This window comes from Bradyrhizobium oropedii, from assembly GCF_020889685.1.
Lineage (GTDB): Bacteria > Pseudomonadota > Alphaproteobacteria > Rhizobiales > Xanthobacteraceae > Bradyrhizobium > Bradyrhizobium oropedii.
Genome location: NZ_JACMYO010000028.1, coordinates 23,445 through 48,252 on the forward strand (window position 1 = coordinate 23,445; position 24,808 = coordinate 48,252).

Here is a 24,808-nt window from a genome sequence, read left to right on the forward strand (position 1 = left end):
ACCGCGGACCACATTCGCCGTTGTGGTGCTACAAGATGGGGACTCAGGCGTCCGGCGGTTCGACAGTCCGCCCCGTCTGCCCGGTGACACATCCGGCCTGAGGGCAATGCCAGGGCCGGTCGAACGGAGACGACATGGACGCCTTGATCAAACCGATTCGCCCCAACAAGCCAGCCGACGCCAAGACATCTGACGTTAAGTCCAGCGAGCTCGATCCGTCAGAATTCATGGCGGCGGCCGTCCGTGCCGACCAGCCGCGCCCGTCGCGTGCGGAAGCCGAGGACGCCGTGAAGACGCTGCTCGCCTATATCGGCGAGAACACCTTCCGCGAAGGTCTGCTCGACACGCCGCGCCGCGTCGTCGAGGCCTATGACGAGCTCTATCAAGGCTATCATCAGTGCCCGGCCGAAGTGCTGAACCGCACCTTCGGTGAGACCGCCGGCTACGACGACTTCGTCCTGGTCCGCGACATCGAATTCACCTCGCAGTGCGAGCATCACATGATGCCGTTCTACGGCAAGGCGCATATCGCCTATACGCCGGTGGAGCGCGTCGTGGGCCTGTCCAAGCTGGCGCGGCTGACCGACATCTTCGCCCGCCGCCTGCAGACCCAGGAGCATCTCACCGCGCAGATCGCAGCCGCGATCGACGAGGTGCTGAAGCCCCGCGGCGTTGCGATACTGATCGAGGCGGAGCATACCTGCATGTCGGTGCGCGGCGTCGCCAAGCACGGTGCATCGACCTTCACCAGCCGCTTCACCGGCATGTTCCGCGACAATCCGGCGGAGCAGCAGCGCTTCCTGTCCCTGGTGCGAGGACCGAACCGGTAACCTCGCAATTCCCTAAGCGAGGTTTTCCGTGTCCGCATCGACCCACGATCACGACCGCGAAGAAGGGCTGGTCTTCCAGCCCAAATTCGACGCGGCAGGTCTCGTGACCTGCGTCGCGACCGATGCCGCGACCGGCGACGTGCTGATGGTCGCGCATATGAACGACGAAGCCCTGCGCAAGACGATCGCGACCGGCGAAGGCTGGTACTTCAGCCGCTCGCGCAATGCGTTGTGGCGCAAAGGCGAGAGTTCGGGCCAGACCCAGCGCGTGGTCGAGATCCGGATGGATTGCGATCAGGACGCGGTGTGGATCAAGGTCGAGCAGATCGGCGCCGCCTGCCACACCGGACGGCGATCCTGCTTCTATCGCGCCGTGAAGGGCGAGGGCGGCGACGTCAGCCTGTCATTCGTCGATGCCGAGCGACTGTTCGATCCGGCGCAGCTCTATCGCAAATAGAGCGTTGATCTAAATCAAATGCAATGCGTCGAAGTGGTGCACTTCGTTGCCTCCCGTTCGGCTGTGTGCAAGTAATTGCACATCGTCGTCGCGCTGGGGGTGAGTTGTGGCGCATCGCCTGATACCGCTTCTTGGGTTTCTTGCCTCGATTGTATTGCCGATCGGCGCGGCGCAATCGCAAACCGGAGAGCGTGCACCCGATACGATGGCCGCGCGCGTCCTCGCCTGCGCGCCCTGCCACGGCGCCGAAGGCGAGGGCACCCGCGACGTCTATTTTCCCCGTCTTGCCGGCAAACCGGCCGGCTACCTCTATAACCAGCTGATCGCGTTCAGGGATGGACGGCGGAAATATCCGCCGATGAACTACCTGCTGGAGTTTCAGACTGACGATTACTTGAAGAAGATCGCCGAGTATTTCGCTTCGCTCCGGCCGGCGTTTCCGCCGCCGGTTCCGCCGGTCGACAGCAAGGAGATCCTGGCGCGCGGCGAAGCGATCGTGAAGAACGGCGATCCGCAGCACGGCATTCCGCCCTGTTCGGCCTGTCATGGTCCCACGTTGGGCGGCATGGAGCCCGGCATTCCCGGGCTGCTCGGCCTGCGCGCGGCCTACATCAGCGGCCAGCTCGGCGGCTGGCGCTACGGCACGCGCACTGCGCTCGCCCCCGATTGCATGCAGGTGGTCGCGAGCCTGCTGACGGAGGACGACGTCAAGGCGGTGGCCGCCTACCTGTCCTCGCGTCCGGCGCCGGCCGATCCATCCTTCGCGCCGCGAGGCAGCCTTCCGATGCCGCTCGAATGCGGCAGCGAACCGCACTGAGGGGATCGTACCGATGTCGCGAACCTCAACAGGACTGCTTGTCGGGTTGGCGCTGGCGCTGTTGCCCATCACCGCGCTGGCGCAACAGAAGGCGGCCGATCCGGCCGTCGTCGCCAAGGGCGAATATCTCGCGCGCGCCGGCGATTGCATCGCCTGCCACACCGCGCGCGAAGGCAGGACCTTCGCCGGCGGCCTTCCGATGAAAACGCCGTTCGGCACGCTCTACACGTCGAACATCACGCCTGACCCGCAGACCGGGATCGGCACGTGGACGTCGGATCAATTCTACCAGATGATGCACAGTGGCCGCTTTCCCGATGGCGGCTTGGTCTATCCGGCGATGCCGTTTGCCTCCTATACCCAGGTGACGCGCGAGGACAGCGACGCGATCTACGCCTATTTGCGTACCGTGCCGCCGGTCAGGCAGCTCAACAAGCCGCATGACCTGACGTTCCCGTTCAACAACCGCTCCCTGATCCTCGGATGGCGCACGCTGTTCTTCAGGGAAGGCGAGTTCAAGCCTGATCCGACGAAGTCGGCAGAGTGGAATAGAGGCAATTATCTGGTCGAGGGGCTGGGTCATTGCGGGATGTGTCACACCCCGATCAATGCGCTCGGCGGCAGCAAGCAGTCGCAGGCCTTCGAGGGCGGCCTGATCCCGATGCAGAACTGGTACGCGCCGTCGCTGACCTCCAACAAGGAGACAGGGCTCGGCGACTGGACGATCGAGGAGATCGTCGACTATCTGCGCAAGGGCGTGTCCGCGAAGGGCGCCGTGTACGGACCGATGGCCGAGGTTGTCTACAACAGCCTGCAATATCTCAACGATGACGATGTGCGTGCGATGGCGGTCTACCTGAAGGGCCTTGCGCAGGGCGGTCCGCCGGAAAAGGCGTCGACCTCGCTGCCGTCGGCCGAGAGCAGTCTGCTGCTGTCCCTTGGCAAGTCGATCTATGACCGCGACTGCGCAAGCTGCCATGGCGCGACCGGGCAGGGCATGCCGCCGGACTATCCGCCGCTCGCCGGCAACCAGTCGATCCAGATGGTTTCCGCCGTCAACCCCATCCGCATGGTGCTCAATGGCGGTTACCCGCCGGGCACGTCAGGCAATCCGATGCCCCACGGCATGCCGCCGTTTGCGCAGAAGCTGTCGGACGACGAGGTCGCGGCCGTCGTGACCTACATTCGAACGGCTTGGGGCAACCGCGGCGAGCCGGTATCGGCGCGGCAGGCCAACGAACTGCGTGCAGCAACGCTGAACTAGGGGGCGATCATGATCAACTCATCTTCGCCGCAACCGAGCACATCCGTCTCAGAGGACGAGGCCGTCGAGACCATCGTGCGCAGCGGCCCAAGCGGTGCGGTCGCGATCGCAGGCATTGCGACGGCGATCGTGGTCGGATTGTGGTTTGCATTCTATCTGCTGGTCTTCCTGCCGCGGAGCGTTCCCTGATGGCGACCGAGACGGACCATAGCCCGGGCGAGGCCGTCGCGGCGCGGATCGAGCGGCGCTGGGCGACGCTGTCGATCGTCATCGTCGGCGTGCTGGTCGGCATGGCCGCCTTTATCGGCATCCATCAGGCGACGATGCCGCAGGGCCGGGTCGAAATCGCCGATCCCAAGACGCTGCATCTGTCCGGCGAGTTCACCGAGAGCAATCTCGGCAGTGAAATGGCGGCCGACGGCTCGGTCACCGTGCGCGCCATCGGCCAACAATATTCCTTCACGCCGCAATGCATCGTGGTGCCGGCGGACACGCCGATCAACTTGCGCGCCACCAGCGCCGATGTCGTGCACGGCTTCCTGATCGAGGGCACCAACATCAACACCATGCTGGTGCCGGGCTACATCACGGACCTGCCGGTACGCTTCAAGGCGCCGGGCGATCATGTGATGCCGTGCCAGGAATTCTGCGGCATCGGCCACCAGGGCATGTGGGGCAAGGTCAAGGTGGTCGACAAGACCGCGTTCCGCGACATGGCGGCAGCGAAGCGGAGGCTGACCTGTGTTGACTAACAAGCGGCTCATCCTCTCTCACTTCTGGCTCGCCTTCATCGTGTTCGGTGCGGCGCTGGTGCTCGGCGCCTGGCAGATGTTCGTGCGCAGCCCGCTGAACACCTGGCATTTCAATCCGGAGTTCTACTATCGCTCGGTCACCGCGCATGGCTCGGCGATGGGGTATGTGTTCCCGACGCTGATCGCGATGGGATTCGGCTATGCGATCACCGAAGCGTCGCTCGGGAAAGAGTTGGTCGGACGGCGCTGGGCCTGGGCGGGCTTCTTCCTGGTTGCCGTCGGTGCCGTCGTCGCGATGATCCCGGTCTCGCTCGGGCTCGCCTCGGTGCTCTACACCTTCTATCCGCCGATGGTCGGTAATCCCTTCTATTACATCGGCGTCGTCATGGTCGTGGTCGGATCATGGATCTGGGTCGCGCTGATGGTGATCAACTTCGTGATCTGGAAGCGCGACAACCCGGACAAGCCGGTGCCGCTTGCGATGTACGCCAATGTCGCGGGATGCCTGCTCTGGGGCTGGACTGCGGTCGGTGCGGCGCTTGAGATCCTGTTCCTGATCCTGCCCGTCGCGCTCGGGCTCAGGTCGACGATCGACGCCGGGCTGGCGCGCGTGTTCTTTTCCTGGACCCTGCATGCCATTGTCTATTTCTGGCTGATCCCGACCTACATCGCCTATTACACGATCTTTCCGCGTGCGATCGGCGGCCGGCTCTACAGCGATGCGATGGCGCGGATCTCGTTCATCCTGTTCGTCGTGGTGGCGATGCCGATCGGCGTGCATCACCTGTTTGCCGATCCACAGGTCGGCGCCGGGATCAAGTTCATGCACTCGGTGTTCACCGGCCTCGTCGCGCTGCCGACGTTGCTCACGGTGTTCACGATCTGCGCCTCGGCGGAGATCGCCAGCCGCCTGCGCGGCGGGCAGGGCGCGTTCGGCTGGATCAGGTCGCTGCCATGGTCCAATCCGATCATGCTGGCGACGGCGCTGTCGCTGGTCATGCTCGGCTTCGGCGGCGCCGGCGGGCTGATCAACATGAGCTATCAGCTCGACGCCACCGTGCACAACACGCAGTGGATCACCGGCCATTTCCACCTGATCTTCGGCGGTGCCATCGTCATTATGTATTTTGCCATCGCTTATGATCTGTGGCCGCATCTGACCGGCCGTGCGCTGGACAGTTTTGGGATGATGCGCACGCAGCTCTGGCTGTGGTTCATCGGCATGATCGTGACCACGTTCCCGTGGCACTATGTCGGCATCCTCGGCATGCCGCGCCGCATGGCGTTCTATGACTATGCCAACCCCGCGATCGCGCCGCAGGCCTTCTCGGTGACGATGTCGGCGATCGGCGGCTTCATCCTGCTGCTGTCGGGCGTGCTGTTCCTGCTGGTATTGATCCGCGGGCAGTTCGGTGCGCGAGACGAGGCGGCTGCTTACCGTTTCGCCGTGCCGCTGCACATGCCGGCGCGGATTCCGGTCGCGCTCAACTCGTTCGGCCTGTGGCTCGCATTGATGGTCGGTCTCACCGTGGTGAACTACGGCTTCCCGATCGCGCAGTTGATGGCGCTGAGCGAGACCAACGTTCCCGCGGTTTATGTCGGAGCTGGCCGATGAGCGATCATCCGCTGTTCTCCACGCGCAATCCCTGGTTCGGCATCAGCGTCGGCATCACGGCCGGCGTTGCCGTACTGTCGGCGGTCGTCGGCCTGATCTGGCTGCCGCTGCTCCAGCCTCACCTTCAGCTTACCGGCGTCTGGGATGCGATCTGCAGCGCGGCCGGCGTTCCCCGCGCGGCGGTACAGGAGACGGCCGTCAAGCCGGATTTCAAGACCTCCAATGTCGTCATGACCTCGGAGATGCTGACCAAGGCGGACCAGGTCTCGATCGGGCGCGGCGCGACGTTGGCCCAGCGCTGCGCGATCTGCCACGGACCGCAGGGCGTCAGCGACGCCCATTCTCCGAACCTCGCCGGGCAGTTTGCCGCGGTGACGTACAAGGAGCTCAACGACTTCAAGACCGGCGCGCGGGTCAGCGTCGTGATGAGCCCGTTCGCTGCGGCCATGAGCGACCAGGACATGAAGGATGTCGCGGCCTATTACGCCTATCTGCCGCGGGTGCCTTCGAACAATCTGGATACCGGGCGTCCCGCGCCGGCGGTCGTGGTGACGGGCGCTCCGATGCGCAACATCCCGCCTTGCGGGTCTTGCCACGGCGATATCGACAACAAGGCGGGAAGCCCCTGGCTCGGCGGCCAGTCGGTGGTCTACATCAAGGCGCAACTCGAGGCCTTTGCGTCCGGGGCCCGCCGCAACGACATCAGCCAGCAGATGCGTAACATCGCCCGCCAGATGACGGCCGAGGAGATCGACCAGGTTGCGCATTACTACGAGGCACAGCCCTGAGCCGGGTTTTAACCTGCCGTTAACCATAATTACGGCAGGTTGACAGGACATGGGTGCCGATTGCCGGCGCCCGGGCAAGGCACCGGATCAATGGCGGTCGACCTCTTCAACGCGACGGCTTCGGCAGGTGTCGATGCTTCGCGCCTGAAGGTCGCCGGCTCGATCAAGCAGGCGGCCGCCACCACCGGCACGAGCTTCGAATATTTGCTCACGACCGCGAAGATGGAATCCAATTTCAATCCGCGGGCGGGCGCCACGACTTCGTCGGCGCATGGACTCTATCAGTTCATCGACCAGACCTGGCTCGGCACCGTCAAGGAGGCCGGAAGCCAGCTCGGCTATGGCCAGTATGCCGACGCCATCACCAAGAATTCCGACGGCAGCTATTCGGTCAGCGATCCCTCCGCGCGCAACGCGGTCATGAAGCTGCGCGACGATCCCGATGCCGCTTCGTCGATGGCGGCGGTGCTGACGCAATCCAACAGCTTCAAGCTCACCGGCACGCTCGGCCGGCGCCCGACCGATGCCGAGCTCTATATGGCGCATTTCATGGGCGTCGGCGGTGCCGGCAAGCTGATCTCGAGCGCCGAGGACAGTCCAAGCGCCAGCGCCGCCACGATGTTTCCGAAGGCGGCTGCGGCGAACCAGTCGATATTCTACGACAAGTCGGGCAGCGCGCGCAGCGTCAGCCAGGTCTATTCGGTGTTGACGACACGCTACGCCGCGGCGGCGAATTCGAAGGACACGCGCACCGCCTTTGCGGCGGCGGGCGGCGACACCATGTCGCCTTATGCGATCGCAAGCACTACGCCGACACAAGCGGTGGCCATGGACACCGCGTCCTATCTGTCGACCTTCCCGAATGCCGGCGCGGCCTCATCAGTCGGCGCGACCTCGGCCGTCGCATCGGCGCAGCCGGCGCCGGCGTTCCGCTCGCTCTACCAGGGCGGCGATCGTCCGCAGCCGATCTCGCCGGCGGTGCAGGAGCTGTGGGGCAATTCCGCTTCGCTGACTGCTTCGGCCACGCCGAAGGTCCGCGCGCCCGGGCGGCTTGATCTGTTCAGCGATCCGAACGGAACCTACAGCAACGGCTAGCGCTTCCTTACTGCGCGTGCGAAGCGGCGCGCCATGGCCGTCTTAACGAAACGTCAATAATCCCAAACGTTTATGGTGAACCCTTTGTTAAGCGTCATGGTTTATTTTTCCTTGTAGTGGCGTCGTATGTCGATGCCGTCTCGTTGCGTAAGCCGGCAGGACCATGATCGTTCGGCAGTTCATTAGTTGGATTAGGACCGCTCCAGCAGGCGAGCGGGCAGAGGCGACACGGGCGTTGGCCCGGGCCTTGCTCATTTCAGATCTCACCGAGGACGACCGCATCGCAGCCGAAGGCGCGCTGCTGATGCTGCTCGACGATCCATCGCCGCTGGTTCGGCAGGCGATGGCCGAGGTGTTCGCCCACAGCGCGGAGGCGCCTGCAGCAATCGTGCAGGCGCTGTCGGCCGACCAGCCGGCGATCGCGCTGCCGGTGCTGGAACATTCACCGCTCTTGATCGATGCCGATCTCGTCGACATCGTCGCGACCGGCTCCGACGAAATGCAGTGCGCGATCGCGCGCCGCGTCAATCTTCCGGCCTCCGTTGCGGCTGCGATCGCCGAGGTTGGATCGGCGGCGGCCGCGCTCGAGCTGATCGAGAATCCATATGCCGGCCTTGCACCGTTCTCCTGGGATCGCATCGTCGAGCGCCATGGCCATCTCGCGGCGATCCGCGAATCGATGCTGGCGCTGGAAGACCTGCCGTCCGCCACGCGGCTGGCGCTGGTCGCAAAGCTCTCCGACACGCTGGCGCAATTCGTCGTCGCGCGAAACTGGCTCGGCGCCGACCGGGCCGACCGGATCGCCGGCGAGGCGAAAGAGCGCTCGACGGTGAACATCGCCGCGCGCGCCTTTGGCGACGACATGCAGAACCTGATCACGCATCTGCGCGCCACCGGACAACTGACCGCCGGGCTGATCCTGCGTGCGCTGCTGTCCGGCAATCTCGATTTGTTCGGGGCGGCGCTCGCCGAACTGTCCGGGCTGCCCTATGGCCGCGTCTCCGCGCTGCTGAACGACCGCGGCGGCAACGGCCTGCAGGCGCTGCTGCGTCGCGCAGGCTTGCCGGAATCCACCTATGCCGCGTTCCGCGTCGCGCTCGAGGCCAGCCACGAGGTCGGCTATGTCGACAGCGGCGACGGCGCCGCGCGGCTGCATCGCCGCATGGTGGAGCGCGTGCTGACCCATTGCGAGACCGATCAGTCGGCCGCCGAGCCGCTCTTGATCCTGCTGCGCCGCTTTGCGACCGAGTCGGCCCGCGAGGATGCGCGGATGTTCTGCGAGGAGCTCGCCGCGGAAGACGCGATCTCGGTGCTGCCTTACGACGACGATCTCATCGCGGCCTGAGAGAGCCGCGTTTCCTGCGATCGATGGATGCTTGAGAGGCTGCCGCAACGCGGCGGCCGACCCTGCCGCTATTCGCCAGGGGCGATGCTCGGCGCGAGGATGGCCTCGAGATGCTCGGGGCGATCGCGGTTGGCGTGGGTCAGGAATTCATCGGCGATGCCGCGGAGCTGCTTGCTCAGCACGCCGGCCACGACTGCGGTATCGAGCTTGGTGCGGTTGCGCACGATCGCCTGCACGGCGTTGATGTGATGGGCAATCAACTGTTGCGGCACCGCGCCGAGATCAGGCGCGTGCTCGATGATGCGGCACAGGCTCTCGGCTGCCGCGGCCGCCGAGGGATAACCGAATGTTGCGGCATCGCCCTTGATGTCGTGCGCCGCCCGGAACAGCTCCTCGCGCGTCTTGTCGTTGAATCCTTCGCGCATCACCGCGGCGTGCGCGGCGGAGAGGCGGTCGGCCTCGATCGTCATCCACTCCTTGAACTCGCCGGACAGCCCGGCGAGCGCCTTTTCGGCGCGGCCAACGGGATCGTCGAGATCGCTCTCGGGGACCCGCAGCAGCATCTTGCGCAGCGGGTTCGGCTGCGTGATCACATGGTGGGTGCCGAAACTCTTGACCTCGATCGTCCCAGCTTTGTCTTTCGCCATGGCGGTGTCCTAGATGGTCGAGCGCGCCTTTTCGAGCAGCGACGGCTGTTGCAGCACCTCGACCTCGCCGCTGCCGCGGCGCTCGGGGCCGATATAGGTGTTGGTGGTGTTGCGGCGGCGGTCGGGGCCGAAATAGGTCTTGGTCTTGATGAACGGACGCGGATTGGCGACCACGTTCATGATCCGCTGGTAGAGGCCCTTGGCCGAGATCGGCTTGGCCAGGAATTCAGTGACGCCGGCATCGCGCGCGACGGTGACGCGGCGCTTCTCGGAATGGCCGGTCAGCATGATGATCGGCGCGTAGGGATTGCCCTTGGATTCCGGCTGCCGGATCATCTGCGCGAGTTCGAGCCCGTCGAAGATCGGCATCGACCAGTCGGTGATGACGATGTCGGGCACGTAATGGGTGTACATCTCGAGCGCGGTGGCGCCGTCCTCGGACTCATACACCTCGCGCGCGCCGAACGAATGCAGCAGCGTCCGCAGGATGCGGCGCATGTGCGGATTGTCGTCGCAAATCAAAAATCGCAGCTTGTTGAAATCGATGCGATACATGGTCCGGTCCCGAACGGGCATACCGGGCCAATGCGGTATTACCCAGCGTTAACCATATCCTGCCCGGGGTTAATGATTGGTTGCCGGGCAGGGGCCCGGCGAGGCTGCCCGCCGTCAGTAGCCGAACTGCTCACGCAGGATGCGCTCTTCCAGCGAGTGACCGGGGTCGAACAGCATCCGCATGGCTATCGTCTTGTCGGACAGCACCTCGACCCGGCGGACGTCGCGGACCTCGTCATGGTCGGCGACCGCGGCGACCGGGCGCTTGTCGCCCTCGATCACCTCGATCACCACGAAGGCGGAGTTCGGCAACAGCGCGCCGCGCCAGCGCCGCGGCCGGAACGCGCTGATCGGGGTCAGCGCCAGCAGCGCCGCGTTGATCGGCAGGATCGGACCCTGGGCGGAGAGATTGTAGGCGGTCGATCCGGCCGGCGTCGCCACCAGGATGCCGTCGGCCATCAGCTCGGGCATCCGCTCATGCTCGTCGATCAGGATGCGCAGCTTGGCGACCTGGTAGGTCTGCCGGAATAGCGCGACCTCGTTGATGGCGTGATGCAGATGCACGGCGCCGTGGATGTCGGTCGCGCGCATCAGCAGCGGATTGATCAGCGATTCCCGCGATGCGGCCAGCCGCGTGCGCAGATCATGCGTCGAGTATTCGTTCATCAGGAAGCCGACGGTGCCGCGGTGCATGCCGTAGATCGGCTTGCCGCTGCGCATGTTGGCGTGCAGCGTTTGCAGCATCAGCCCGTCGCCGCCGAGCGCAACCACGACGTCGGCATCGGCGGCCGAATGGTTGCCGTACATCGCGGTCAGTTGCTCGAGCGCCGTCTGCGCTTCCGCGCTCGGACTGGCGACGAAGGCGATCTTGTCATACCGCTTGGGGGTAGCCATCGCTCACGAACTCTTTTGGCCCGGATTACGCCGCGCTCGTCTATACATCCCGGGCGGCCTTGTCGAGATGGTCCGGGAACGGACCGCATGCCTTGCGGGTGCTGCCAAGCTACCGCAGTTTGCGGCAAGATTGCTTAAAGGCGGGTCCAGGGAGTGCAGGGTATGGCTAACAGTTTTGCGACACGGCTCGCCGCGGCGTTGCTGGTGGCCTGCCTCGCAACCGCGGCGCGGGCCGATGACGAGACCCCGCAGCCATCGCCGTCGCCGAGCGCGCAGGCCCCGAGCGGCCAGAAGGGGCGGGCAGGGCGCGGCGAGAGCGGCTCCGGCGCCAACGCTGCGGCCAACGCATCGACCGCCGAACAGCATCGCCTGCCGCCGGATTCGACGACCAAGCAATCGGTCGCGCTGCCGGGCCGCACGCTGAACTTCAGCGCCACCGCAGGCTCGATCCGCGTGTTCGACGACAAGGGCGAGCCGCTCGCCGACATCGCCTACACCTCCTACCAGCTCGACGGCGCCGAGAAGGCGAACCGTCCGGTGACGTTCCTGTTCAATGGCGGGCCGGGCTCCGCGTCGGCCTGGCTGCAATTCGGCAATGTGGGGCCGTGGCGGCTGCCGTTCGATGGCGACGGCGCGGTGTCCTCGGCCTCGCCCGAGCTGCAACCCAACGCCGACACGTGGCTCGATTTCACCGATCTCGTCTTCATCGATCCGGTCGGCACCGGCTACAGCCGTTTCGTCACCACGTCGGAGGATGCGCGCAAGCGCTTCTTCACCGTCGACGGCGACGCCAATTCGGTCGCGCTGGTGATCCGCCGCTGGCTGGAGAAATACGACCGGCTGACCTCGCCGAAGTATGTCACCGGCGAAAGCTATGGCGGCATTCGCGGACCCAAGGTGGTGCGCAATCTGCAAATGCAGCAGGGCGTCGGCGTGCGCGGCCTGATCCTGATCTCGCCGGTGCTGGATTTCCGCGACTATACCGGCACCAGCATCCTGCAATATGTAGCAAGCCTGCCGACCATGACGGCGGTCGCGCGGCAGGCTAAGGGGCCGGTGACGCGCGACGATCTCGCCGACGTCGAGAACTACGCGCGCGGCGATTTCCTGCTCGATCTGGTCAAGGGGCAAGCCGATACCGAGGCCACCACGCGGCTCGCCGACAAGGTCGCGAGCCTGACCGGCATCGATCAGGCGGTGAGCAGACGGCTCGCCGGCCGCTTCGACATCGGCGAATTCCGCCGCGAGTTCGATCGCAAGAACGGCAAGGTGACCGGCCGCTACGATGCCTCGGTCGAAGGCTTCGATCCCTATCCGGATTCGAGCTACTTCCACTTCAACGATCCGTCCGGCGATCCGCTGATGGCGCCGCTGACCAGCGCCGCGGTCGATCTCACCACGCGCAGACTGAACTGGCGGCCGGACGGCTCCTATCACCTGCTCAGCGAAAGCGTGAACAAGGCCTGGGAGTTCGGTCACGGCATCAGCCCGCCGGAGTCGGTGACGCAGCTGCGTCAGATGCTGGCGCTCGATCCGAAGCTGAAGCTCTTGATCGGCCACGGCATGTTCGATCTCGCGACGCCATACTTCGCCTCGAAGATCATCCTCGATCAGCTGCCGGCCTTCGCGGGTCCGAGCCGCACCAGGCTCGCGGTCTATCCCGGCGGCCATATGTTCTACTCCCGCGACGGCTCCCGCCAGGCGTTCCGCAAGGAAGTCGAGGCGCTGATCAAGTGAGAGGCGTGGATTGCGAATTGGATTATTCCGATTGCCGCAATAACAGTGTCGTCCCTGCCTAGTGCGCAATTGCGTACGGGAGCAGGGACGCATAACCACAGGCTTCCGTTGTTGAACCGAGCTGTGGCCCCAGCATTGTGCAACAACGAACATTGGTGGTCATGGGTCCCGGGTCGCCCGGGACGACACTGAATCTTGCTGCGGGCATCGGGGCGTACATTCGCATTCTCTCGACATGATCAGCCATACGTCTCCACGATGAAATCGATCAGGGCGCGCAGCTTCGGCGTCATCTTGCGGTTTTTTGGCCACAGGATCTGGCGCGCGCGGGCTTGCGTCGTGTAGTTCGGCAGCAGGATCTGCAGCCGGCCCGCGGCGATATCGTCGGCCAGCAGCTCGTCCCGCATCAGCACGATGCCGGCGCCGGCCAGCGCCGCATAGCGGATGCCGAACGCGTTGTTGATCGTCAACCGACTCCCGACGTCGACATGGACTTCGCCTTCCGGCCCGAAGAAAGTCCATCTCCGCGCATCCGACCATCCGGGATAGCGCAGGCATTCATGTTGGATGAGATCTCCCGGGTGAAGCGGCGTGCCGCGTTCGGCGAGATAGCGCGGCGCGGCGCAAACCACACCGGTGTAGGGCGACAGCGAACGCGACATCATCGTGGAGTCGGTCAGCGTGCCGACCCGGATCGCGGCGTCGAGCCCTTCCTCGAGCAGGTCGACCATCCTGTCGCTGAGGACGAGGTCGACCGAGACTTCCGGATATCGTTTCATGAAACGGACCAGCGCGGGCGCCAGGCTGTACGATCCGAAGGCGACCGAGGTCGCGACGCGCAGCTTGCCGCGCGGCGCGCTCAAGGCTTCCTCGACCAGCGCATCGCCGGCCTCCGCCTCTACCAGCAAGTGCTTGCAGTGATCGAGATAGCTGCGGCCAAGCTCGGTCAGGCCCTGCCGCCGGGTGGACCGGTTGATCAATTGTGAGCCGAGCCGGTCCTCGAGAAAGCGGATATGCTTGCCGATCATGGTCGGCGACATCCGCAACTCCTTGGCCGCCGCGGTGAAGGAGCCGAGATCGGCGACGCGGGCGAATACGGACATGCTGGTCAGTCGGTCCATGATTATAAACCAATGGTCATTTCAATGCGTAACATTGCGATGTTTTCAGGACGCGTGAACTGGATTTATTACCATAAGTGAGTAATCGGCGCGATGATGTGTCCGATCGCTTTGAAATGCTGCCGATTTCGCCCGGCGGGACGCGATCCCGCTCAGGGCTCGAACCAGGACAGGAGTGTCACGATGCCCTTCCAGATCACCATCAATGGGACCAGTCATTCGGTCGATGCCGACGGCGATACGCCGCTGCTGTGGGTGCTGCGCGACGTGCTCGGCATGACCGGCACCAAGTTCGGCTGCGGCATGGCGCTGTGCGGCGCCTGCACGGTGCATCTCGATGACACCGCGGTGCGCTCCTGCATCACGACGATCGACAGCATCGGCGACTCCAGGATCACGACCATCGAGGCGGTCGGCAAGACGCCGGCGGGCAAGAAGATCCAGGACGCCTGGCTCGCGCACGAGGTGCCGCAATGCGGCTACTGCCAGTCCGGGCAGATCATGTCCGCCTCCGCCTTGCTCGCGAGCAAGCCAAAGCCGACCGATGCGGATATCGACGAGGCGATGTCCGGCAACATCTGCCGCTGCGGGACGTACGTCCGCATTCGCGACGCCATCAAGCAAGCCGCGCAGTCGGGAGGTTGAGCCATGACGCTGACCCACACTGTGACCGAGCGCGCCGCCGATCTGTCGCGGCGCAATTTCCTCCGCGCCGGCGCGATCGCCGGTGGCGGTCTGCTGCTCAGCGTGAGCCTGCCATTCGCGAGAAGCGAGAGCGAGGCCGCGGCCGGCGGTGACTTTGCGCCGAACGCCTTCATCCGGATCGGCGGCGACGGCAAGGTCGTGCTGACCATGCCCTATGTCGAGATGGGGCAGGGCACTTACACCTCGATCCCGATGCTGATCGCCGAGGAACTCGAGATCGGCCTGACGCAGGTGCAGCTCGAGCACGCGCCGCCGAGCGACAAGCTCTATGCCAACCCGCTGCTCGGCGTGCAGGCCACCGGCAATTCCAATGCGATGCGTGGTTCCTGGCAACCAATGCGGAAAGCCGGCGCCACCGCGAAAGCCATGCTGGTCGCGGCCGCCGCTAAGCGCTGGAACGTCGAGCCGGCGTCGTGCCGCGCCGAGAGCGGCGAAGTGCATCACACAGCCTCCGGCCGCAAGCTGAGCTACGGTGAGCTCGCGGCCGATGCGGCGCAGATGCCGGTGCCGGAGAATGTGACGCTGAAGAGCCCGGCCGATTTCAAGCTGATCGGCACGCCGGCCAAGCGGCTCGATACGCCGTCCAAGATCAACGGCTCGGCGGTCTATGGCATCGACGCCCGGCCGCCCGGGGTCAAGATCGCGACACTGGCGCAGTCGCCGGTGTTCGGCGGGCGGGTGAAGCGCGTGGATGATGCGGCGGCAAAGGCGGTCAACGGCGTGCGCCAGATCGTGAAGCTCGATGACGCCGTCGCGGTGGTGGCCGATCATATGGGAGCGGCGAAGAAGGGTCTCGCGGCGCTCACGATCGAGTGGGACGAGGGGGCCCACGCCAAGCTCGCGACATCGGACATCGCGCGCGAACTCGAAGCCGCCACCACGAAGGCGGGCGCGGTCGCGCAGAATACCGGCGACACGGACAAGGCCATGGCGGGCGCGGCGACCAAGGTCGAGGCGAGCTATCAGCTGCCGTTCCTCGCCCATGCCACGATGGAGCCGATGAACTGCACCGTGCGTGTGCGCGCCGACGGTTGCGAGATCTGGGTCGGCAACCAGGCGCTCTCGCGGGTGCAGGCGGTGGCCGCGAAGATGCTGGATTTGCCGCCGGAGAAGGTGGTGGTGCACAATCACCTGCTCGGCGGCGGCTTCGGCCGCAGGCTCGAGGTCGACGGTGTCATTCGTGCGGTGCAGATCGCCAAGCAGGTCGATGCGCCGGTCAAGGTTGTGTGGACGCGCGAGGAGGACATCCAGCACGACATGTACCGGCCTTACTGGTTCGACCGGATCTCGGTCGGCCTTGATGCATCGGGCAAGCCGGTCGCCTGGAACAACCGCTTCGCCGGCTCGTCGGTGATTGCGCGATGGGCGCCGCCGGCGTTCCGCAACGGCCTCGATCCCGACACGACAGAAGGCGCGATCAATCTCGTCTACGACATTCCGAACTTCCACGTCGAATACGTCCGGGTCGAACCGCCGGGCATCCCGACCGCGTTCTGGCGCAGCGTCGGGCCCTCGCACAACGTGTTCGTCACCGAGAGCGTGATCGACGAGATGGCGGCGGCCGCCAAGCAGGATCCGGTCGAGTATCGCAGGGCGCTGCTCGGCAAGTCGCCGCGCGCCAGGGCGGCACTCGAACTTGCGGCAGCCAAGGCCGGTTGGGGCGGCAAGCTGCCTGCCGGGCGCGGCCGCGGCGTGTCGCTGCAATTCGTGTTCGGCAGCTACCTTGCGCAGATTGCCGAGGTCGAGGTGGCCAAGGACGGCTCGGTCCGCGTCCACCGCGTCGTCTGCGCGATGGACTGCGGCACGGTGGTCAATCCCGACACGGTGCAGGCGCAGTTGCAGAGCGGCATCAATTTCGGCGTCACCGCCGCGCTCTACGGCGAGATCACGCTGAAGGACGGGCGCGTCGAGCAGAGCAATTTCGACAGCTACCAGATGCTGCGCATCGACCAGGCGCCGGCCATCGAGGTCCACATCGTGCCGAGCACCGAGCCGCCTGGCGGCATGGGCGAGACCGGGACCTCGGGCATCGTGCCCGCGATCGGCAACGCGATCTTCGCGGCAACGGGCAAGCGGCTGCGCAAGATGCCGGTCGATCCGATGGTGTTGAAGCAGACGTGAGGGGGCCGCGCACGCCGTCCACTGGCGCGATCGTGAAGTCGCACGGATTTGCAGGTTCCGCTGATCCGTGCGACAAGCGGGCATGCATCTGAGGCGGCTCGCCAATCTCTGGATTCTGCTTCTCGTCGCGGCCGGTCTGCTGCTCGCGCCCGTGGCGACGGCGTTTGCCCGGATGATGCCGGATGCCTCGGCCGCCGCCATGCAGGGGATGTCCGGTCACGAGTCGATGTCGGACCACGTCATGTCCGGCATTGTCATGTCGGACGAAGCCGTGTCTGACCAGGCGATGGCGGACAACATGCCGTGCTGTCCGGACCAGACCAAGAGCAAGGGCTGCGAAGACTGTCCGTTCCTCGCGCTCTGCATGCTCAGCGTCTCGCTGCCCGCGCCTGGCGGAGCGATGTCGCTGATCGCTCGCGAACCGTCGCAAAACGCCTTCGCCGCGCGCGACGACCGTCTGCTTGATGGCCTTGGTGCCAAACCACCGGACCATCCGCCTCGAACCCTGGTCTGACGGGCGCTGAAAGCGCCTGATCGCTGACGCGTGCGCCTGATGGCGCGCGTGTCGTCGCATGCCGCCGACGCGGCCGATCAGACCTATCGAGGATCAAAATCATGAAGTCTTTCCACCTTGCGCGCGCCGCTGCGGCCGCGCTGATCGGCGTTGTCGTAACTGGGCTTCCTGCCCACGCCGAGATCAAGAACTACGAATTCCAGCTCGTGCAGCCGACGGTCAAGGCCGGCGCCGATCGCATCGTCACGGTGCGGCTGGTCGACAAGACCACCGGAAAGGCGGTGCCCGACGCCGTCATCTTCTCGACCCGGCTCGACATGGCGCCCGACGGCATGCAGGAGATGGCCACCAAGGTGACGCCGATGCCGGGCACCGAGCCGGGCACCTACCGGTTCAAGGCGACGTTCGGCATGGCCGGCCGCTGGCAATTGTCGCTCGGCGCCAAGGTGCAAGGCGAGACCGGCTCGGTCGAGAACAAGCTCGTCGTCACGGCCGAGAAATGAGCCGCCGAGCAATGGGCCCCTTAACATGGGCCGGCGCTGCCGCTGCGATCGCCGCAGCGGCAGGCGTCGCATGGATCGGCCGCGGCCTGCCGCCGCGACCGGTGACCGCTGCCATCGTCTCCGCCGCGCATGCGGCGGAGAGCGCTGCCCCGATCTATTATCGTGATCCCGACGGCAAGCCGCTCTACTCGGCGACGCCGAAGCAGACGCCTGACGGGCGCGACTATCTTCCTGTGGCTGCGGATGATGATGCCGGTGCTGGCGAGCCCGAGCGATCGACCGACATCAGCGTGCCCGCTGCGAAAGGCGAGCGCAAGATCAAGTATTATCGCAATCCGATGGGCCTTCCCGATACCTCGCCGGTGCCGAAGAAGGACTCCATGGGGATGGATTACATCGCCGTCTACGACGGCGAAGACAGCGACGACGGCTCGATTTCGCTGTCATCTGGCAAGATCCAGCGCACCGGCGTCAAGTCCGAGGCCGCACAGATGCGCCGCATCCGCACGCTGGTCCGTGCGCCCGGCACGATCCAGCTCGACGAACGTCGCGTCTCCGTCATCGCGATGCGCGCCGAGAGTTATGTGCAGGGGGTAGCCGACGTCACGACCGGAAGCCGGGTGACGAAAGGCCAGCCGTTGATGGAGATCTACAGCCCGGCGATCTCGTCCGCTGCGGCCGAATATGTTGCGACCATCACCTCGAAGGCGATCGCCGGTATCGAGCCCTACGGTCGCGGCTCCAGGCAGCGGCTGACCAATCTCGACGTTCCCGAGCCGGTCATCGCCGAGATGGAAAAGAGCCGCACCGTTCCGATCGCGATCCAATGGCTGTCGCCGCGCGACGGCATCGTGCTGCAACGTGCCGCGATCGAGGGCATGCGGGCCCAGCCCGGCGACGTCTTGTTCCGGATCGCCGACGTCTCAACGGTGTGGGCACTCGTCGATGTCGCCGAGCGCGATCTCGGCAGCATCGTGGTCGGGCAGAAGGTCACGGTGCACGCGCGGAGCTATCCGGGCCACAGTTTCTCCGGCCAGATCAGCGTGATCTATCCGCAGGTCAACAAGGAGACGCGCACTGCGCGGGTGCGGATCGAGTTGCAGAATGCCGATCTCGCGCTGCTTCCGGACATGTATGTCGACGCCGAGATCGATACGGGCAGCGCTGCGCCGGTGCTCGCGGTGGCCGATAATTCCATCCTCGACACCGGGAGCCGCCAAACCGTGCTGCTCGATCGCGGCAACGGCCGGTTCGAGCCGCGCGAAGTGAAGCTCGGGCGGCGAGGCGAGGGCTATGTCGAAATCCGCGACGGGATCGCGGCGGGCGATGCGGTCGTCACGTCAGCGACTTTCCTGATCGATGCCGAAAGCAATCTGAAGGCGGCAATCAAGGGGTTTGCCGATGCCGCCGCAGCGCCGTCGGCAACCGCAGAAGGCGAGACCGCGGGTGGAGGCCGGCCATGATCGCCCGCATCATCGCCTGGTCGGCGCGCAATCTGCTGCTGGTGCTGTTCGGCACCGGCTTTGCGGCAGCCGCGGGCCTCTACGCGCTCGTGCATCTGCCGCTCGACGCGATTCCCGATCTCTCCGACACCCAGGTCATCGTCTACACCGAGTATCCCGGCCAGGCGCCGCAGGTGATCGAGGACCAGGTCACCTATCCCCTGACCACGGCGATGCTGACGGTGCCGAAGTCGAAGGTCGTGCGCGGTTTCTCGTTCTTCGGCGTCTCCTTTGTCTATGTCATCTTCGAGGATGGCACGGATATCTATTGGGCACGCTCGCGTGTGCTGGAATTCCTCAATGGTGCGGCATCGCGGTTGCCGGCAGGTGTGTCGCCGACCATCGGCCCCGATGCGACCGGCGTCGGCTGGGTCTACCAGTATGCCGTGATGTCGAAGCAGTTGAACCTCGCCGATACCAGAACCATTCAGGACTGGAATCTGAAATTCGCGCTGGCGAGGGCGGAAGGCGTCGCCGAGGTTGCGAGCGTCGGCGGCTTCGTCAAGCAGTACAATGTGATCCTCGATCCGCAGCGGATGCGCGATCGCGGCATCACCATGCAACGGATGCGCGATGCGATCCGCGCCAGCAATGCCGATGTCGGCGGCCGCACCGTCGAGCTCTCCGAATTCGAATATGTCATTCGCGGCAAGGGCTATTTGAAGGACATCAACGATCTCGGCAATATCGTGCTGAAGGCCGACAACGGCACGCCGGTGCTGCTGCGCGACGTCGCCCGCGTCGAGCTCGGCCCCGACGAGCGGCGCGGCATCGCCGAGCTGAACGGCGAGGGCGAGGTGGCAAGCGGCATCGTGCTGCAACGCTTCGGCGTCAATGCGCTCGACGTCATCGAAAAACGTCAAGAAGCGCTTCAAGGAGATCGCGACCAGCCTGCCGAAATCGGTCGAGATCGTGCCGGTCTATGACCGGTCCAACCTGATTTATGCGGCGATCGACACGCTCAAGCGCACGCTGTTCGAGGAGAGCGTCGTGGTCGCGCTGGTCTGCATCGTGTTCCTGCTGCACGTCCGCAGCGCGCTGGTCGCGATCCTGATGCTGCCGGTCGGCGTGTTGATGGCGTTCGGCGCGATGAAGCTGCTCGGGATCGGCTCCAACATCATGAGCCTCGGCGGCATCGCGATCGCGATCGGCGCCATGATCGATGCGGCGATCGTGATGATCGAGAACGCGCACAAGCATCTGGAGCGGGCCGAGCCCGGCCGGTCGCGGGTCGCGATCCTGATCGAGGCTGCGGCAGAAGTCGGCCCGGCGCTGTTCTTCAGCCTGCTCATCATCACCGTGTCGTTCATGCCGATCTTCACGCTTGAGTCGCAGGAGGGGCGGCTGTTCTCGCCGCTGGCCTTCACCAAGACGTTTGCGATGGCGGCAGCGGCGCTGCTGTCGGTGACGCTGGTGCCGGCGCTGATGGTGATCTTCGTCCGCGGCAGGGTCATTCCCGAGCACAAGAATCCGATCAATCGCTTCCTGATCTGGATCTACCGTCCTGTGATCAACGGCGTGCTGCGGGCGAAGATGCTGGTGATTGTGTTGGCGCTCGGCGCCATCGCCGTCTCGATCTGGCCGGCCCGGCAACTCGGCACCGAGTTCATGCCTGACCTCAACGAGGGCACGCTGCTCTATATGCCGACCACGCTGCCGGGGATTTCGGTGACCAAGGCGGCCGAACTGCTGCAGATGCAGGACCGGATCATCCGGAGCTTTCCGGAAGTGGTCTCGGTCTACGGCAAGGCGGGACGTGCCGCCACCGCGACCGACCCGGCGCCGTCGGAGATGTTCGAGACCATCATCAATCTGAAGCCGAAAGAGCAGTGGCGCGCCGGCCTCACGGTCGACGGCCTGATCGCCGAGATGGACAAGGCGCTGCAATTTCCCGGCGTTTCCAACGCCTGGACCATGCCGATCAAGGCACGCATCGACATGCTTTCGACCGGGATCCGGACGCCGGTCGGCGTCAAGGTGATCGGTCCAGATCTTGCCGTGATCGACAAGCTCGCGCGTCAGGTCGAGCATGTCGTGAAGGGCGTGCCCGGCACCTCGTCGGCCTATGCCGAGCGCAGCCTCGGCGGCTACTACCTCGAGATCACGCCGAACCGCGAGGCGCTCGCACGCTACGGCATCGCGGTGCAGGATGTGCAGGACACGATCGCGACCGCACTCGGCGGCCAGAGCGTGACCACGACGGTGGAGGGACGCCAGCGCTTCACCGTCAACATGCGCTATCCGCGCGACCTGCGCGACAATCCCGGCGCGATCGCCAGCGACATCCTGGTGCCGATGCCGGCGGGCGGGGCGGTGCCGCTCGGCGAGGTCGCCGATATCAAGCCGGCGCGCGGGCCGACCACGATCCGGACCGAGAACGGGCAGCTCGCGACCTACATTTATGTCGACATCCGCGATCGCGATCTCGGCGGCTACGTCGCGGACGCGCAGCGCGCGGTGCAGGCCGGCGTGCAGTTTCCGCCCGGCACCTACGTGGTCTGGAGCGGGCAGTACGAATATCTCGAACGCGCCACCGCGCGGCTCAAGATCGTCGTGCCGGTGACGCTGTCGATCATCTTCCTGCTGCTCTACCTCAACTTCCGCTCGGTGGCCGAGACCATGATCGTGATGCTGTCGCTGCCGTTCGCGCTGGTCGGCGGGTTGTGGCTGATGTGGGCGCTCGGCTTCAATCTGTCGGTTGCGGTCGCGGTCGGCTTCATCGCGCTCGCCGGCGTTGCCGCCGAGACCGGTGTGGTGATGTTGATCTATCTCAACCATGCGCTGGCCGAGATCACGGCGCGTCGTGCCGCCGAGGGGCGCACCATCGGCCGCGACGATCTCAATCGCGCGATCATCGAGGGCGCGGTCGAGCGCGTCCGGCCGAAGATGATGACGGTGGTCGCCATCATGGCCGGGCTGTTGCCGATCATGTGGAGCACCGGCACCGGCTCCGAGATCATGCAGCGCATCGCGGTGCCGATGATCGGCGGCATGATCTCGTCGACCTTGCTGACGCTGATCGTGATTCCCGCGATCTTCGCCGTGGTGAAGGGCTTCGGGATCGGAGCGAAGGCGTCGGGGCATGAGGTCGCCGCGGTCGCAATGCGCAAGGAGGCCCGGTTGTGATCGGAACAGGGCGTTTGCCTGTGGCTTCAAACTGGATTGAATGATACCCTGAGGGGGTATATACGATAGCGGTTGCGGCGAACTGATTTGCGGTTGGCTTGCAGCAGAGATGAGTGGGGAGTGATCGGGCGGGTGTTGGTGCGACTGAACAGGCGAGGGCGGGTGCGGGCGGGATGTTCCATCATCCTGGCCTATCTGTTTTGCGTGCTCGCGCCGTCCTTTGCGCTCGCATTCGGGGCACCGTTTCCATGCCTGACCGACGAGGTCCAGCCGGCCGTCGCGATGCATATGCACGATGGCTCAATGCCGATGATGCATGCCGAGCATGCTGCGCACGATCATGGCACCAACGATCATAGCGGCGTGCACATGCATCACGCGGACGATGGTGCACAACCCGCAAAGCACGGCCATGACGGCAAGAGTGCGCCCGGGCCGTGCTGCGCCTTGATGTGCGTGTCGGCGCTGCCAGTCGATCTGCCGTTCGTCGCCGGCCCCACGCATCCGCTTGCGACCCGTCTCGCCGAGGTCATTCAGAACCTGCGCAGCGAGGCGCCTGCGCGGCACTATCGTCCCCCCATCGCCTGATCCTCAGCTGACATCGTGGCTGCGCCGCGCGCTCGCGTGCGCATGCCTGTGACTCATTGATGATCGGGATAGATCCATGTTTTCGCATCTCGGGGCGAGGCTCGCCGCCGTTGCCAACAGGCTTGGCAACAGGCTTGGCCGGCGCGCGCTCCCCACATTCCTGTCGCGGATGGCCGCTGCCATCCTCGCGACCGCGCCGCTCGCCGGCTGCATCTCCGATGCAAGGCCGGTCGCCGTCGCAGGCGATCCTGCAAATCCGTCGGCGCGCACGGCCGGCGTCGGCTATCGCTCGACGATCGCGCCCTATGAGAGCCTGCGTCCGTCGACGCCGCTGCCCTGGCGCGAGCGCAATGACGGCGTGACGCCGCCAACCAAACCGGACCGGTAGGAGGGCGCCATGCGACATCTGGCCATTGCGCCGATCCTGCTGCTGACATCCGCGCTCGCGGGATGCGCTTCGTTCTCGCCCGACACCGGCATGGGCGTCGTCTCCGAGGTGACCGGAAAGGCGATCGGCAAGGACGTTGCCTTCGTTCGCACCGCGGACGAGGCCGCGACCGCCGACGCCGCAGTGAAGCGGCTGCTCGCCCGCAACCTGACGGCGGATGCCGCCGTGCAGGTCGCGCTGCTGAACGACAAGGGCTTGCAGGCCGCCTATAACGAGCTGGCGCTGGCGGAGACGGATCTGGTCGCCGACAGCCTGCCGCCGAACCCGACCTTCTCGGTCTCCCGCATCACCGGAAACGGCGCCAGCGAGGTCGAGCGGCAGGTGGTCGGCGACATCCTCGCGCTGGCGACACTGCCGGTCCGCTCCGAGATCGCGCGCGAGCGCTTCCGCCAGGCGCAGCTCAAGGCCGCGCTCGCCACCTTGCGGCTCGCTGCCGAGGTGCGGCGCAGCCATGTCGCGGCGGTGGCCGCGAACGAGACGGTCGCGCTGCTGACGGACGCGAAGGCGACCGCCGAGTCGACCGCGCAGCTCGCCAGGAAGCTCGGCGAGACCGGAGCGATGAACAAGCTCGACCAGGCCCGCGAGCAGGTGTTCTACGCCGAGATCACCGCCGATCTCGCCAGCGCGCGGCAGAATGCGGCGAGCTCGCGCGAGCGGCTGGCACGACTGCTCGGATTGTGGGACGGCGATCTCGGCTTCCGGATCCCGGGCAAGCTGCCAGTGCTGCCGAAGCGGCCGCAGGACGCGCCGTCGATCGAGGTCGCCGCGGTCGGTCATCGCGTCGATCTGCAGATCGCACGGATGGAGATCATAGCGCTCGCCAAGGCGCTCGATCTCACCGAGGCGACGCGCTTCGTCACCTTGCTCGACGTCGCCGGCATCGGCAGGCGGACGCAGGATCCCGAAGGACCGCCGTTCAGGGAGCGCGGCTTCGACGTCCAGTTCCAGATCCCGATCTTCGACGGCGGCGAGGTGCGGGTACGTCAGGCGGCCGAGACCTACCGGCAGGCGATGAACCGCCTGACCGAAAAGGCGATCAACGTCCGCTCCGAGGCGCGCGATGCTTACCGCGTCTACCGCTCGACCTGGGACATCGCCAGCCACTACCAGCGCGAGGTGCTGCCACTGCGGCAGATCATCACCGAGGAGATGCAGCTGCGCTTCTCCAGCATGCAGGTCGACGTATTCGCGCTGCTGACCGAAGCGCGGCAGCGGCTCGCTTCGCTGCGCGCGGCGATCGACGCCAAGCGCGACTTCTGGCTGGCGCAATCCGACTTGCAGACCGCGATCAATGGCGGCGGCCCGGCGGGCGGGCCATCGACACCATCTTCCATCGCCTCGGCCGCACAGCCCGCGGCCGGCGATCACTGAACGGAGACGGCCA

The 24,808-nt window shown here is 65.6% G+C and carries 23 protein-coding genes and 1 pseudogene; 20 read left to right on the forward strand and 4 right to left on the reverse strand.

The window, feature by feature from the left end:
- Positions 1-134: 134 nt before the first annotated feature.
- From folE to H8A95_RS10715, 10 genes are all read left to right on the forward strand, one after another.
- Complete coding sequence (gene folE, locus H8A95_RS10670) at positions 135-830, forward strand: GTP cyclohydrolase I FolE (protein ID WP_229183130.1); 696 nt, start codon at positions 135-137, stop codon at positions 828-830.
- Positions 831-858: 28 nt separating this feature from the next.
- Entirely contained in the window at positions 859-1,287 is a 429-nt protein-coding gene (gene hisI, locus H8A95_RS10675) for a phosphoribosyl-AMP cyclohydrolase (protein WP_229183131.1), read from the forward strand.
- A gap of 205 nt (positions 1,288-1,492) precedes the next feature.
- Positions 1,493-2,104: a c-type cytochrome gene (locus H8A95_RS10680; protein ID WP_229183132.1), complete on the forward strand. Its 612-nt coding sequence runs from the start codon at positions 1,493-1,495 to the stop codon at positions 2,102-2,104.
- Positions 2,105-2,117: 13 nt separating this feature from the next.
- Entirely contained in the window at positions 2,118-3,368 is a 1,251-nt protein-coding gene (locus tag H8A95_RS10685) for a c-type cytochrome (RefSeq protein WP_229183133.1), read from the forward strand.
- Positions 3,369-3,377: 9 nt separating this feature from the next.
- Entirely contained in the window at positions 3,378-3,557 is a 180-nt protein-coding gene (locus H8A95_RS10690; RefSeq protein WP_229183134.1) for a hypothetical protein, read from the forward strand.
- A complete protein-coding gene (locus H8A95_RS10695) occupies positions 3,557-4,120 on the forward strand; it encodes a cupredoxin domain-containing protein (protein ID WP_229183135.1) in 564 nt (187 codons plus the stop codon). Before H8A95_RS10690 ends, H8A95_RS10695 begins: the two co-directional genes overlap by 1 nt.
- Positions 4,110-5,735 carry a cbb3-type cytochrome c oxidase subunit I gene (locus H8A95_RS10700; RefSeq protein WP_229183136.1) on the forward strand — a complete coding sequence of 542 codons (1,626 nt, stop codon included), beginning with the start codon at positions 4,110-4,112 and terminating at the stop codon, positions 5,733-5,735. The genes H8A95_RS10695 and H8A95_RS10700 overlap by 11 nt, the downstream gene beginning before the upstream one ends.
- Positions 5,732-6,523, forward strand: a complete 792-nt coding sequence (locus tag H8A95_RS10705) for a c-type cytochrome (RefSeq protein ID WP_229183137.1) — start codon at positions 5,732-5,734, stop codon at positions 6,521-6,523. Before H8A95_RS10700 ends, H8A95_RS10705 begins: the two co-directional genes overlap by 4 nt.
- A 90-nt stretch (positions 6,524-6,613) precedes the next feature.
- Positions 6,614-7,618: a transglycosylase SLT domain-containing protein gene (locus H8A95_RS10710; RefSeq protein WP_229183138.1), complete on the forward strand. Its 1,005-nt coding sequence runs from the start codon at positions 6,614-6,616 to the stop codon at positions 7,616-7,618.
- 163 nt (positions 7,619-7,781) lie between these two features.
- Positions 7,782-8,963 carry a DUF2336 domain-containing protein gene (locus tag H8A95_RS10715; protein ID WP_229183139.1) on the forward strand — a complete coding sequence of 394 codons (1,182 nt, stop codon included), beginning with the start codon at positions 7,782-7,784 and terminating at the stop codon, positions 8,961-8,963.
- A gap of 68 nt (positions 8,964-9,031) precedes the next feature.
- On the opposite strand, the gene H8A95_RS10720 is transcribed toward H8A95_RS10715, so the two are convergent.
- The 3 genes from H8A95_RS10720 to H8A95_RS10730 all read right to left on the reverse strand — a co-directional run bounded on the left by H8A95_RS10720 (position 9,032) and on the right by H8A95_RS10730 (position 11,059).
- A complete protein-coding gene (locus H8A95_RS10720) occupies positions 9,032-9,610 on the reverse strand; it encodes an Hpt domain-containing protein (RefSeq protein WP_229183140.1) in 579 nt (192 codons plus the stop codon).
- Positions 9,611-9,619: 9 nt separating this feature from the next.
- Positions 9,620-10,165 (reverse strand): response regulator, encoded by a 546-nt coding sequence (locus H8A95_RS10725; protein ID WP_163162672.1) that lies wholly within the window; start codon positions 10,163-10,165, stop codon positions 9,620-9,622.
- A 114-nt stretch (positions 10,166-10,279) separates the two neighbouring features.
- On the reverse strand, positions 10,280-11,059 hold the full coding sequence (locus tag H8A95_RS10730; protein WP_229183141.1) for an NAD kinase: 780 nt from the start codon (positions 11,057-11,059) through the stop codon (positions 10,280-10,282).
- A gap of 162 nt (positions 11,060-11,221) precedes the next feature.
- Between H8A95_RS10730 and H8A95_RS10735 the strand changes: the two genes are divergently transcribed.
- Positions 11,222-12,796: a S10 family peptidase gene (locus tag H8A95_RS10735; RefSeq protein WP_229183142.1), complete on the forward strand. Its 1,575-nt coding sequence runs from the start codon at positions 11,222-11,224 to the stop codon at positions 12,794-12,796.
- A gap of 239 nt (positions 12,797-13,035) precedes the next feature.
- On the opposite strand, the gene H8A95_RS10740 is transcribed toward H8A95_RS10735, so the two are convergent.
- On the reverse strand, positions 13,036-13,917 hold the full coding sequence (locus H8A95_RS10740; protein ID WP_229183143.1) for a LysR substrate-binding domain-containing protein: 882 nt from the start codon (positions 13,915-13,917) through the stop codon (positions 13,036-13,038).
- Positions 13,918-14,100: 183 nt separating this feature from the next.
- Between H8A95_RS10740 and H8A95_RS10745 the strand changes: the two genes are divergently transcribed.
- From H8A95_RS10745 to H8A95_RS10785, 9 genes and pseudogenes are all read left to right on the forward strand, one after another.
- Positions 14,101-14,562 carry a (2Fe-2S)-binding protein gene (locus H8A95_RS10745; protein ID WP_229183144.1) on the forward strand — a complete coding sequence of 154 codons (462 nt, stop codon included), beginning with the start codon at positions 14,101-14,103 and terminating at the stop codon, positions 14,560-14,562.
- Between the two features lie 3 nt (positions 14,563-14,565).
- Positions 14,566-16,743: a xanthine dehydrogenase family protein molybdopterin-binding subunit gene (locus H8A95_RS10750; protein ID WP_229183145.1), complete on the forward strand. Its 2,178-nt coding sequence runs from the start codon at positions 14,566-14,568 to the stop codon at positions 16,741-16,743.
- 82 nt (positions 16,744-16,825) lie between these two features.
- Positions 16,826-17,257: a hypothetical protein gene (locus H8A95_RS10755; protein ID WP_229183146.1), complete on the forward strand. Its 432-nt coding sequence runs from the start codon at positions 16,826-16,828 to the stop codon at positions 17,255-17,257.
- Between the two features lie 101 nt (positions 17,258-17,358).
- Entirely contained in the window at positions 17,359-17,760 is a 402-nt protein-coding gene (locus H8A95_RS10760; protein WP_229183147.1) for a FixH family protein, read from the forward strand.
- 11 nt (positions 17,761-17,771) lie between these two features.
- On the forward strand, positions 17,772-19,223 hold the full coding sequence (locus tag H8A95_RS10765) for an efflux RND transporter periplasmic adaptor subunit (RefSeq protein ID WP_229183148.1): 1,452 nt from the start codon (positions 17,772-17,774) through the stop codon (positions 19,221-19,223).
- Positions 19,220-22,388 (forward strand): annotated as a pseudogene (locus H8A95_RS10770) (efflux RND transporter permease subunit). The gene H8A95_RS10765 and the pseudogene H8A95_RS10770 overlap by 4 nt, the downstream one beginning before the upstream one ends.
- Before the next feature lie 162 nt (positions 22,389-22,550).
- Complete coding sequence (locus tag H8A95_RS10775; RefSeq protein ID WP_229183149.1) at positions 22,551-22,976, forward strand: hypothetical protein; 426 nt, start codon at positions 22,551-22,553, stop codon at positions 22,974-22,976.
- A 76-nt stretch (positions 22,977-23,052) separates the two neighbouring features.
- The gene (locus H8A95_RS10780; protein WP_229183150.1) at positions 23,053-23,364 is read left to right on the forward strand and encodes a hypothetical protein; all 312 of its coding nucleotides are present in this window, start codon (positions 23,053-23,055) and stop codon (positions 23,362-23,364) included.
- Between the two features lie 9 nt (positions 23,365-23,373).
- A complete protein-coding gene (locus H8A95_RS10785) occupies positions 23,374-24,795 on the forward strand; it encodes a TolC family protein (RefSeq protein WP_229183151.1) in 1,422 nt (473 codons plus the stop codon).
- Positions 24,796-24,808 lie beyond the last annotated feature (13 nt).